Raw genomic sequence first — 10,098 nt, 5'->3', positions numbered from 1 at the left:
CCTGTGGATCGGCAGCCTCGCCTATGCGCCGCAATGGTCGGCGCTGGCGCTGGCGGTCGGTGCCGGCGCAATCCTGCAGGTGATCGTTGAACTCGTGTCGATGCAGCTTCGCCAGCGCGCCGACGGCACGCGGGCACTGCTTGCTCCGAGTGCGATGGCCGGCCTGGCCGCCGGCGTCGGCTTCATGTACCTGACGGCGATGCTGGTGAAGATCTGAGCAATCCCAGGAAAGTATGAAAACGGTTTTCCGTCCGGAACTCCGTCAAAACAAGGATCTGGAACGGTTAGCGTTTCGATGAAAGGTTCCACGCGGAGCCGTCCGGCTGCCTCAATCCGGGACGCTGGTCTGCAGGGCCAGCGCATGCAGAACGCCGCCCATATTGCCCTTCAGCGCGTCATAGACCATCTGGTGCTGCTGGACGCGGCTTTTTCCGCGAAAACTCTCGGCCACCACTTCGGCGGCGTAATGGTCGCCGTCGCCGGCCAGGTCGCGGATCGTCACCTTGGCGTCCGGAATGCCTTCCTTGATCAGCCGTTCGATGTCGTGGGCATCCATTGCCATGCGGGTTTTCCTATCAGGTACTGATCTCATAGATATGGCCCGGATGGCGGATGCACCACTTCCAAAGGCGCACAAGGCGCCATCCCGACCAAAATATTATGGGTCCACAACCTCGTTTGCCATGAAGCGAGGAAACCAGGATTCGTGGGCGGCGGTCAATTCGCTGACCGGGATCGCCCGCGCCTCGCCGAGTTTCAGGTCGCGGCCGCCGGTCGAGCCGATCCAGGGCGCGAAGATGCCGAGCTTGCCCTGTTCCTCGCGAATGGCGTCCCATTCCTTGCTTTGCGGGTCGATCGACAGCGTCAACAGGTAGCGGCCCTGGTCCTCGCCGAAGAACACCGGGATCGGATCGGTCCCGACAAGGCCAGGGATGGTGGCGCCGATGCCCGACGCCATGGCCATTTCGGCCAGCGCCACGGCAAGGCCGCCGTCGGAAAGGTCATGCGCGGCGGTGACAATGCCGGAGGCGATCAGCGCGCGGACGTGATCACCGACGCGCTTTTCATGCTCGAGGTCGACAGGCGGCGGCGGGCCGTCGCCGCGGCCATGGATGTCGCGCATAAAGACGGACTGGCCGAGATGGCTGCCCCACGTCGCCGGCGCGCCGACCAGCACGATCATCTGGCCTTCGCCGGCAAAGCCGACGCGCGCCATTTTCGACCAGTCGGCGATCAGCCCGACGCCGCCGATCGTCGGTGTCGGCAGGATGCCGCGTCCGTTGGTTTCGTTGTAGAGCGAGACATTGCCCGAGACGATCGGGAAGCCGAGCGCGCGGCAGGCATCGCCGATGCCTTTCACCGCGCCGACCAGCTGGCCCATGATCTCCGGCCGTTCCGGATTGCCGAAATTGAGGTTGTCGGTGGCCGCCAGCGGCAGGGCGCCGGTGGCGGTAAGATTGCGCCAGCATTCGGCCACCGCCTGCTTGCCGCCTTCATAGGGATCGGCCTCGCAATAGCGCGGCGTCACGTCGGAGGAGAAGGCGAGCGCCTTGGACGCATGGCCCTCGACGCGCACCACGCCGGCGTCGCCGCCCGGAAGCTGCAGCGAATTGCCCTGGATCAGCGTATCATACTGCTCCCACACCCAGCGGCGCGAGGAGAGGTCCGGCCCGCCAAGCAGCTTGAGCAGCGCATCGGCGACATCGGCCCTGGGTGCGTCCCCGACCGCGAGTGGCGCCGGCTTCTTCGGCTCGACCCAGGGGCGATCATATTCAGGCGCCTGGTCGCCGAGTTCCTTGATCGGCAAATTGGCGACCTCGTCGCCCTGGTGCAGAACGCGGAAGCGCAGATCGTCAGTGGTCTTGCCGACGATGGCGAAGTCGAGACCCCATTTGTGGAAGATCGCCTCGGCCTCTTTCTCTTTCTCGGGGCGCAGCACCATCAGCATGCGCTCCTGGCTTTCAGACAGCATCATCTCATAGGCGCTCATGCGCTCCTCGCGCACCGGCACCCTGTCGAGGTCGAGCTCGATGCCGAGGTCGCCCTTGGCGCCCATCTCTACGGCCGAGCAGGTGAGCCCGGCCGCGCCCATGTCCTGGATGGCGATGACCGCGCCCGAGGCCATCAGTTCGAGGCAGGCCTCCAGCAGGCATTTCTCTGTGAAGGGATCGCCGACCTGGACGGTCGGCCGCTTCTCCTCGATCTTGTCGTCGAATTCGGCCGAGGCCATGGTGGCGCCGCCGACGCCGTCGCGACCGGTCTTGGCGCCGAGATAGACGACCGGCAGGCCGACGCCCTTGGCCTCGGACAGGAAGATGGCATCCGTCTTGGCAAGGCCGGCGGCGAAGGCATTGACCAGGATGTTGCCGTTGTAGCGCGGGTCGAAATTGACCTCGCCGCCGACCGTCGGCACGCCGAAGGAATTGCCGTAGCCGCCAACGCCGGACACCACGCCGGCCACCAGATGCCTGGTCTTCGGATGGTCCGGCGCGCCGAAGCGCAGCGCGTTCATCGCCGCCACCGGCCTTGCGCCCATGGTGAAGACGTCACGCAGGATGCCGCCGACGCCGGTCGCAGCACCCTGGTAGGGTTCGATGTAGGAGGGATGGTTATGGCTCTCCATCTTGAAGACGACGCAGTCGCCATCGCCGATGTCGACCACGCCGGCATTCTCGCCCGGTCCCTGGATCACCTGCGGGCCGCTGGTCGGCAGGGTGCGCAGCCATTTCTTCGAGGATTTGTAGGAGCAGTGCTCGTTCCACATCGCCGAAAAGATACCGAGTTCGGTAAAGCTCGGCTCACGTCCGACCAGATCGAGGATGCGCTGATATTCGTCGGGCTTCAGCCCGTGCGCGGCAATGAGCTCCGGGGTGATCGGCACGGAATTGGAAATGGTCATGGGCGGCGGTTTTGTATCCGTGGGAGAGGGGAATTCGAGTCCCCTCTTATCGCAAGCTTGAGGCCGATACACCCCATAGATTGACGAAAAACGGCGGAAAGCCACAAGGTGGCGGAGGCTGCGGGATCAGGCGTGGCCGAGCTCAGGAAAAACTGTCGTAGCCGGCGCGGCCTTCATCGAGCAGGCGCCGGATCACCGCGACGCCACCGGCGACATCCTTATCCTGGCGCGGTTGTGAGACGCCGAAACGCACGCCATGGAAGACCTGTTCGGAGCGGCCTGCCTTGAATTCGTCCTCATCGTCGATGAGCACGCCCTGCGCCAGGCAGGCATTCTTGAACGTGCCGGAGAGCCACGGGTCCGGCAAGGTCAACCAGACGAAGGGGACATTGTCTCTCGCCTCGAAGTCGAAGCCTTCAAGCGTCTCGCGCACGATGGCGATGCGCGCCTGGATCTCGGCGATGCAATGCTTACGGATATCGCCAGCCTGGCCGGACATCACCAGCCTGGTGCCGACCTCGGCCAGCAGGAAGGGCAGGCCGCCGGTCATCATCTTGTGCGCGACGCGGATGCGATGGCGATAGGCTGGCGGGCAGGAAAGCCAGCCGCCGCGCACGCCGGCGGCAACCGATTTCGACAGGCCTCCGGCGACAATTGTGCGCTCGGGGGCATATTCGGCCAGCAACGGCGTTGGATCGTCGGTCAGATCGCCATAAAGATCGTCCTCGATTAGCGCCACATTGTATTCGCGCGCGATCTGCGCGATCGCCTGCCGCCGCTCCGCTGGCATCGTCACCAAGGTCGGGTTCTTCGCGGTGGGCATCAGGAACATCACCTTGGGATGCTTCTGCGCGCAGACGCGTTCGAAATCCTCGGGGTCGACGCCTTCGTTGTCGGTCGCAACCAGTGCCGTTCGGCGGCCGATCAGGCCGGCGCTGCGCGAAATCTGCGAATAGGTGAGATGCTCAAAGACGACGTAGTCGCCAGGCATGGTGAGCGCCGCGATCGCTGCCATCACCGCCGCATGGGTGCCAAGCGTCGGCACGATTGAATCGGGCGAAGGGCGGAAGGAATTGCGCGACAGCCAGCGGCTTCCCGCCTCGTACCAGCGCTCGGGAAAATCCCTCGTGTAGCTCGAAATGTCATGGGGATGGTCCTCTGCCGTGCGGGCCAGAATTTCGGCAATGATTGCGCCTTGACCGACATCAGGCGCTGCGGTGCTGTCGAAGCGCAGCTTGCCGCTTGGTGCATCGATGGGGCGCGTTCCTTGCGCGGCAAGCTGCAACTCGACCTTCGGGTTCTCGGCGCGCTGCGCAAGTACATATGTTCCGCGTCCGACCTCGCCGCTGACCAGGCCGCGTTCGCGCAGCAACTGGTAGGCGCGGCCGACGGTACCGACGGTGGCGCCGATGTCATAAGCGAGGTCACGCTGCGGCGGCAGTTTTGCACCGGCATCAATGACGCCCTTGTCGATATCTGATTCAATGCTGTCAGCAAGACGCTGATACAGCGGGCCTGAGCCGGAAGAGAGGTCTGGAAGCCAATTTGTCATGGTGACAATTTTCTATATTGTGCCGCACGATGAGTCAATCCATATGAAGTCTGCGATTGATAGGATACAATCGAGACAAGGTAGAACGAAGATGGATACGACACAATTCATTACATCGGCACCGGATTGGATGGGCGCACGAAGTCACGGGCTCGCAATGGCTTCGTCGACCGCCTCGTATTTGTGCTCGGCTCCGTTATGAGGCAGATTGACCGGATGCTGGACCGCCGCCGCGGCCGCTTGGCCTTGCTGGAGATGACGGACGAGCAGCTCAAGGATATCGGCGTCTCGCGCTGCGATGCGCATCGCGAAGGCCTCCGGCCGTTCTGGGATTGAGTTCACGCCGTCGAAGGATTCGGATGGCGCCGAACACTATTTCCGCAGCCGGGCAACCCAATGATCGGCGAAGACGGCGATGACGCACAGCAGCAGAAACAGTCCGGTTGTGGCCAGCGCCGAAACGGCGACGCTGGCCGCGCCGTTCTTCTCCACGCTGAGAAACGGGTAGGGGACTTCGCCGGCGATCGGCGCCCGCAGCAGCACATAGGCCAGATAGGCGAGCGGGTAGACCATCCACCAGGAGATCTCGCGCCAGCGCGTGGTGCCGTCGGCGCCGGCGACAAGCCACCACAGCACGAACAGCGCCGGCGTCACATAGTGCAGCAGGATATCGCAGAGCAGGAACAGGCCTTGCGGCTGCCACAGTCGCGCCAGCACCGTCGCATAGACGATGAAGACGAGGCCGATCGCCGCCGCCACGCCCGCCCGCAACCGCGATCCGGCAAAGGCCGGGAACCACGCATAGCCTGACGGCGACAGCAGCGACGTGTGCACCAGCACCGCGCCGATATTGGTCAGGATGGTGAAGAAGCTGAACAGGAAGACGACCGAGCCGAGGAAGCTGCGGCCGGCTTCCATCGAGGCCGGGATGGTGATGCATGCCTGCAGGACAAGTCCGATCAGGCCGACGGCCAGTCCCGCCCGCTGCAGGAAACGGCCCATGGCCTCAGGCGGCCGCAGCGCAGGACGGATTGCCCGCCTGCCAACGGGCGATGTCGGAGCCGATGCGCGCGCCGAGCGGGTCCGCCATCAGCGGGCCGAAGACGTCGATGCGGCTGGAATTGCCTTGCGCCTGCACAACCAGGAGCGGCTTGCCGCCATAATGCTTGGCCGGCACCAGCAGGAAGCGCGGCGTGCCGCTGAACGAATTCAGCTCATTGGCCATCTGGTAGGGCTTGAAGGCCGGATCCTTGCTGGCGATCCAGCATTTATGCGCCGCGATCGCCACCTGTTCCATGGCGAGCAGCGAGGCGCTCTTGCCCGAGGGCGGCGGCGCGCTCTTCGGGCTCGACTGGCAGGCGGCGAGCGCAAGCACGGCGGCAGCCAGGAGAGCAAGGCGAGCAATCGTCAGTCTCATGGTCAGGCCGCCCCCGCGTTCTGAAAGCAATGTCCTAGGAGATAATCAAGCGGCGATGCCGAGGGCACCTTCGAACAGCGCCCGGCCGTCGTTGCCGCCATGCGCCGCCTCGATCAGGTTTTCCGGATGCGGCATCAGGCCAAGCACATTGCCCTTTTCGCTGATGATGCCGGCAATATCGTTGATCGAGCCGTTCGGATTGGTGCCGTCGGCGTAGCGGAACACCACCTGTCCCTCGCCCTCGAGGCGGGCGAGCGTCTCAGCGTCGGCGAAATAGTTGCCGTCGTGATGCGCCACCGGCGAGCGGATGATCTGGCCGGGCTGATAGCGACGGGTGAACATGGTGTTGGCGTTGGCGATTTCGAGCTTCACCTGCCGGCAGACGAATTTCAGCGAAGCATTGCGCATCAGCGCGCCGGGCAGCAGGCCGGCCTCGACCAGGATCTGGAAGCCGTTGCAGACGCCGATCACCATGACGCCCTTGGCCGCCTTTTCGGCCACCGCTCGCATCACCGGCATGCGCGCCGCGATCGCCCCGCAGCGCAGATAGTCGCCGAAGGAGAAGCCACCCGGGATGGCGATCAGGTCGACATCGGGGATTTCGGTGTCGGTCTGCCAGACGGTGGCCGGCGCCTGTCCGGAAATCTTGGTCAGCGCTGCGATCATGTCGCGGTCGCGGTTGAGGCCAGGCAGGAGGACGACGGCTGATTTCATCTAGGCGATCTCCACCGCGTAGTTCTCGATAACGGTGTTCGCCAGAAGCTTGTCGCACATGGCCTTGAGGTCGGCTTCGGCCTTGGCCTTGTCGGTCCCCGCAAGCTCGACGTCGAACACCTTGCCCTGGCGCACCGATCCGACCCCATCAAAGCCCAGCCCGGACAGCGCATGCTCGATCGCCTTGCCCTGCGGGTCGAGAACGCCATTCTTGAGGGTGACGGTGATACGGGCTTTCATCGATACTCCTGAGAAATCAGTGCGGCTTGCGCCGGTTTCGCCGCCACGGGCAAGTCCGGTCTGGCAGTTAGTGCTTCAAGCCCTTGGGCGGCTCGGTGGAGGCGACTAGCACCGGTCCAGTTGGGCGCGGTGGCTCGTTCTCGTTCATAATGCCGAGGCGGCGGGCGACTTCCTGATAGGCTTCGACCAGTCCGCCCATATCGCGGCGGAAACGGTCCTTGTCGAGCTTGTCCTGCGTGTTCACGTCCCACAGCCGGCAGGAATCCGGCGAAATCTCGTCGGCGACGACGATGCGCATCATGTCGCCCTCGAACAGGCGGCCGCACTCGATTTTGAAATCGACGAGTTGGATGCCGACGCCCATGAACAGGCCGGAGAGGAAGTCGTTGACGCGGATGGCCAGCGCCATGACGTCGTCGATCTCCTGCGGGCTCGCCCAGCCAAAAGCGGTGATGTGCTCTTCCGACACCATCGGGTCGTCGAGCGCGTCGGCCTTGTAGTAGAATTCGATGATCGAGCGCGGCAGCACCGTGCCTTCCTCGATGCCGAGGCGCTTCGACAGCGAGCCGGCGGCGACGTTGCGCACTACGACTTCAAGCGGAATGATCTCGACTTCCTTGATCAGCTGCTCGCGCATGTTGAGCCGCCGGATGAAATGGGTCGGAATGCCCATGCGGTTCAAATGGTTGAAAATATGCTCGGAAATGCGGTTGTTGAGCACGCCCTTGCCATCGACCACTTCGTGCTTCTTCTTGTTGAAGGCGGTAGCGTCGTCCTTGAAAAACTGGATCAGCGTCCCCGGCTCAGGTCCTTCATAGAGGATCTTGGCCTTGCCTTCATAAATGCGGCGGCGATTTTTCATTTGATTTTTTCTCTGGATTTCCGGGCAGGCGGCAAGCGACCAGTTCCTGTCCGTCTGCCTAAATTAGTATGGCAACGGCGGTGTTCAATGCCGGTGTCTATCCCAATCACATGGTTTGCTCAATCGGCAAATCCTTCGAATTAACCGCTTTCGGGAATGAAATGCCGCAGCGCAGCAAGTGATGTAGCATATTGACCGGCCCGCGGCCTTTTGGTTTGTGCTTCGGGAACACACATGATTTACGCCTAAGCGAATCGGATTTGACCGGAGGGATGCCATGAGCAGCATGAAAGACCGAGAAGAGGGCTTCGAGCGCAAATTCGTCTTCGACGAGGAGCTTCGCTTCAAGGCCTCCGCCCGCCGCAACAAGGCGCTTGGCCTGTGGGCGGCCGAAAAGCTCGGCAAGTCCGGCACTGACGCCGAGGCCTATGCCAAGCAGGTGGTCGTCGCCGACATCGAGGAAGCCGGCGACCACGACGTCTTCCGCAAGATTCGCAAGGATTTCGACGAGGCCGGTGTCAACCAGTCGGACCATCAGATCCGTCGTACCATGGACGAACTGATGGCCGAGGCGATCGAGCAGATCAAGAACACCTGATCCAATATGAGCATGACGTCGCCCGAAAACCGCTTCACGCTTTTCGGCATCATGCTCTAACTGGACCAATCGACCGCCCGGCCAAGCCGGGCGGTTTTTCTTTGCCTTTGCCGCGGTTTCCGGCTGAAACTGCGGATTGTTAACAAGGAAAGTTCAAATGTCGCTCAAGTCCCGCCTGGCTGCTGACGAAACACTGTTCACCGCATGGTCCGGAGTGCCGGATGCGCTGACGGTCGAGATCATCGCCAAGCAGGGTTTTGACGCCGTCACCCTCGATATGCAGCATGGCGGCCATCACGAGGACAGCGTGCTGCGCGGCCTGGTGCCAGTCCTGGCCGCCAACAAGCCGGCGCTGGTGCGCATTCCGGTCGGCCGCTTCGACATGGCGAGCCGGGCGCTCGACTTCGGCGCCGAGGCGGTGATCGCGCCGATGGTGAACTCTGTGGCCGACGCCAGGCTGTTCGCCGCCGCCATGAAATATCCGCCGGTCGGCGAGCGCTCCTGGGGGCCGACCTATGCCTTTCCGCGTCACGGCAAAGGCGATCATGCCGAATGGCTGCGCGACACCAACCAGCGCACCATGGCGTTTGCCATGGTCGAGACGCGGGCGGCGTTCGAGGCGCTGGACGGCATCATCGAGACGCCCGGCATCGACGGCATTTTCGTCGGCCCGTCGGACTTCTCGATCGCGTGGTCGAACGGCGCCACCGTCAATTCGACGCTGGAAAGCATGATGGAGACGGTCGCCTCGATCGCCGAGCGCACACGCAAGGCCGGCAAACACGCCGCCATCTACGTCATCGAGCCGGCGGTTGCCGGGCGCGTCGTGGCGATGGGTTACCGGCTGCTCGCCATGGGCTCGGACCACACGCTGATTTCGCTGGGCGCCAAGACGCTGCTGGAGAGCATGCGCGATTCCATCGGGTCCTGAGCGCCACCGGGCGGCTGCGCCTCAGGGTTCCCTCAATTCCGTCAGGAACTTGGCAAAGGTCATCGAGCCCTCGGGCCACGGCCCGAAGCCGGAATCCGCATTAAGGTGACCGGCATCGCCGGCATCGATGAACAGCGAGCCCCAGGCGCCGGCAATGTCTTCCGCGACGTCGAAGGCGCAGAACGGGTCGTTGCGGCTGGCGATCACGATCGAGGGAAAGGGCAGCGGCTCGCGCGAATAGGGTCCGAAGGTCATCAGGTGCCGCGGCCTGATCTCCGGATTGGCGACGTCGGGCGGCGCCACGAAGAAGGCGCCGGCCACCGGCCTTTGGAACTTCGGAATGGCCTGCACCGCCGCCGCCACGCCGAGCGAGTGGGCGACGAGCACCACCGGCCGCTCGGCCTCGTTGACGGCCCTGGCCACATTCGCGGTCCAGTCCTCGCGCACCGGCTTCGACCATTCGGCCTGCTCGACCCGGCGCGCCGTCGACAGTTTCGACTGCCAGCGGGTCTGCCAGTGTTCGGGGCCGGAATTGGTGTAGCCCGGCACGATGAGGATATCTGCGTCCTTGACTTTCATGGCGCGCATGTAGCGAGCGCCGCCCTTTCGCGCAACCGTGCCGAACGACGTTCACCATCAATTTAGTGAACACCATGTTCGCTCCTTGCTCTCTTGTGTGAACGATCGCGATCGACGATCTGTGGCCAGGACAACATAGCCTTGAAGGGCCGGGATTTTGGGGCTGACACGACGTAGGATGATCGGCGGCGCGTAGCTTCTGGCTTTGGGAGTTTCTTCGAGCGCCCGAACGGAGACGATGATGAGTGAACTGCCTTTTGCCGCGACCACGCCGGTCAGCGTGTCGCGCGTCGGCCTGAGGGCGCG

The 10,098-nt window shown here is 63.5% G+C and carries 13 protein-coding genes and 1 pseudogene; 4 read left to right on the top strand and 10 right to left on the bottom strand.

Annotation, left to right across the window (positions count from 1 at the left end; genetic code table 11):
* A pseudogene (locus tag EN742_RS12550) lies at positions 1 to 217 on the top strand (metal transporter); the annotation flags it as partial.
* A gap of 111 nt (positions 218 to 328) precedes the next feature.
* Here EN742_RS12550 and EN742_RS12545 read toward each other — a convergent pair.
* The 3 genes from EN742_RS12545 to EN742_RS12535 form a co-directional block, all read right to left on the bottom strand.
* Positions 329 to 562: a BolA family transcriptional regulator gene (locus tag EN742_RS12545; RefSeq protein ID WP_023674714.1), complete on the bottom strand. Its 234-nt coding sequence runs from the start codon at positions 560 to 562 to the stop codon at positions 329 to 331.
* A gap of 96 nt (positions 563 to 658) precedes the next feature.
* Positions 659 to 2,899, bottom strand: coding sequence for a phosphoribosylformylglycinamidine synthase subunit PurL (gene purL / locus EN742_RS12540; protein WP_126054840.1), 2,241 nt, complete (start codon positions 2,897 to 2,899; stop codon positions 659 to 661).
* A gap of 142 nt (positions 2,900 to 3,041) precedes the next feature.
* Positions 3,042 to 4,451 carry a PLP-dependent aminotransferase family protein gene (locus EN742_RS12535; protein WP_128332859.1) on the bottom strand — a complete coding sequence of 470 codons (1,410 nt, stop codon included), beginning with the start codon at positions 4,449 to 4,451 and terminating at the stop codon, positions 3,042 to 3,044.
* A 114-nt stretch (positions 4,452 to 4,565) separates the two neighbouring features.
* On the opposite strand from EN742_RS12535, the gene EN742_RS39325 reads away from it, so the two are divergent.
* Positions 4,566 to 4,787, top strand: a complete 222-nt coding sequence (locus EN742_RS39325; protein ID WP_245492303.1) for a DUF1127 domain-containing protein — start codon at positions 4,566 to 4,568, stop codon at positions 4,785 to 4,787.
* Between the two features lie 36 nt (positions 4,788 to 4,823).
* Here the strand turns inward: EN742_RS39325 and EN742_RS12525 are convergent, their stop codons facing one another.
* The 5 genes from EN742_RS12525 to purC form a co-directional block, all read right to left on the bottom strand.
* Positions 4,824 to 5,453, bottom strand: coding sequence for a Pr6Pr family membrane protein (locus tag EN742_RS12525; protein WP_128332857.1), 630 nt, complete (start codon positions 5,451 to 5,453; stop codon positions 4,824 to 4,826).
* Positions 5,454 to 5,457: 4 nt separating this feature from the next.
* Positions 5,458 to 5,868: a hypothetical protein gene (locus tag EN742_RS12520; RefSeq protein ID WP_126054837.1), complete on the bottom strand. Its 411-nt coding sequence runs from the start codon at positions 5,866 to 5,868 to the stop codon at positions 5,458 to 5,460.
* Positions 5,869 to 5,913: 45 nt separating this feature from the next.
* Positions 5,914 to 6,582, bottom strand: coding sequence for a phosphoribosylformylglycinamidine synthase subunit PurQ (gene purQ / locus EN742_RS12515; RefSeq protein ID WP_126054836.1), 669 nt, complete (start codon positions 6,580 to 6,582; stop codon positions 5,914 to 5,916).
* Positions 6,583 to 6,822 carry a phosphoribosylformylglycinamidine synthase subunit PurS gene (gene purS, locus EN742_RS12510; RefSeq protein ID WP_126054835.1) on the bottom strand — a complete coding sequence of 80 codons (240 nt, stop codon included), beginning with the start codon at positions 6,820 to 6,822 and terminating at the stop codon, positions 6,583 to 6,585. It lies immediately after the preceding gene.
* A 67-nt stretch (positions 6,823 to 6,889) separates the two neighbouring features.
* Positions 6,890 to 7,684: a phosphoribosylaminoimidazolesuccinocarboxamide synthase gene (purC, locus tag EN742_RS12505; RefSeq protein WP_126054834.1), complete on the bottom strand. Its 795-nt coding sequence runs from the start codon at positions 7,682 to 7,684 to the stop codon at positions 6,890 to 6,892.
* A gap of 277 nt (positions 7,685 to 7,961) precedes the next feature.
* Between purC and EN742_RS12500 the strand changes: the two genes are divergently transcribed.
* Positions 7,962 to 8,282, top strand: coding sequence for a DUF1476 domain-containing protein (locus tag EN742_RS12500; RefSeq protein ID WP_126054833.1), 321 nt, complete (start codon positions 7,962 to 7,964; stop codon positions 8,280 to 8,282).
* A 157-nt stretch (positions 8,283 to 8,439) separates the two neighbouring features.
* A complete protein-coding gene (locus EN742_RS12495) occupies positions 8,440 to 9,213 on the top strand; it encodes an HpcH/HpaI aldolase/citrate lyase family protein (protein WP_128332856.1) in 774 nt (257 codons plus the stop codon).
* A 21-nt stretch (positions 9,214 to 9,234) separates the two neighbouring features.
* On the opposite strand, the gene EN742_RS12490 is transcribed toward EN742_RS12495, so the two are convergent.
* Both EN742_RS12490 and EN742_RS38685 read right to left on the bottom strand, forming a co-directional pair.
* Positions 9,235 to 9,792 carry an alpha/beta hydrolase gene (locus tag EN742_RS12490; RefSeq protein ID WP_126059084.1) on the bottom strand — a complete coding sequence of 186 codons (558 nt, stop codon included), beginning with the start codon at positions 9,790 to 9,792 and terminating at the stop codon, positions 9,235 to 9,237.
* Between the two features lie 57 nt (positions 9,793 to 9,849).
* Positions 9,850 to 10,098, bottom strand: a 249-nt coding sequence (locus EN742_RS38685) for a hypothetical protein (RefSeq protein ID WP_210214452.1), incomplete at its 5' end; no start/stop codon positions are given.

Source organism: Mesorhizobium sp. M4A.F.Ca.ET.020.02.1.1 (assembly GCF_004022645.1).
Taxonomy (GTDB): domain Bacteria; phylum Pseudomonadota; class Alphaproteobacteria; order Rhizobiales; family Rhizobiaceae; genus Mesorhizobium.
The sequence above is the reverse complement of the archived record's forward strand: the minus strand, read 5'-3'. Positions and strand labels throughout refer to the sequence as shown.

Excerpts from the sequence above, each read along its gene's own strand:
- EN742_RS12525 (WP_128332857.1), bottom strand. The coding sequence starts at position 5,453 with ATGGGCCGTTTCCTGCAGCGGGCGGGACTGGCCGTCGGCCTGATCGGA.
- EN742_RS12500 (WP_126054833.1), top strand. The coding sequence starts at position 7,962 with ATGAGCAGCATGAAAGACCGAGAAGAGGGCTTCGAGCGCAAATTCGTC.
- EN742_RS12545 (WP_023674714.1), bottom strand. The coding sequence starts at position 562 with ATGGCAATGGATGCCCACGACATCGAACGGCTGATCAAGGAAGGCATT.
- purQ (WP_126054836.1), bottom strand. The coding sequence starts at position 6,582 with ATGAAATCAGCCGTCGTCCTCCTGCCTGGCCTCAACCGCGACCGCGAC.
- purS (WP_126054835.1), bottom strand. The coding sequence starts at position 6,822 with ATGAAAGCCCGTATCACCGTCACCCTCAAGAATGGCGTTCTCGACCCG.
- EN742_RS12495 (WP_128332856.1), top strand. The coding sequence starts at position 8,440 with ATGTCGCTCAAGTCCCGCCTGGCTGCTGACGAAACACTGTTCACCGCA.
- purL (WP_126054840.1), bottom strand. The coding sequence starts at position 2,899 with ATGACCATTTCCAATTCCGTGCCGATCACCCCGGAGCTCATTGCCGCG.
- purC (WP_126054834.1), bottom strand. The coding sequence starts at position 7,684 with ATGAAAAATCGCCGCCGCATTTATGAAGGCAAGGCCAAGATCCTCTAT.
- EN742_RS12520 (WP_126054837.1), bottom strand. The coding sequence starts at position 5,868 with ATGAGACTGACGATTGCTCGCCTTGCTCTCCTGGCTGCCGCCGTGCTT.
- EN742_RS12535 (WP_128332859.1), bottom strand. The coding sequence starts at position 4,451 with ATGACAAATTGGCTTCCAGACCTCTCTTCCGGCTCAGGCCCGCTGTAT.
- EN742_RS12490 (WP_126059084.1), bottom strand. The coding sequence starts at position 9,792 with ATGAAAGTCAAGGACGCAGATATCCTCATCGTGCCGGGCTACACCAAT.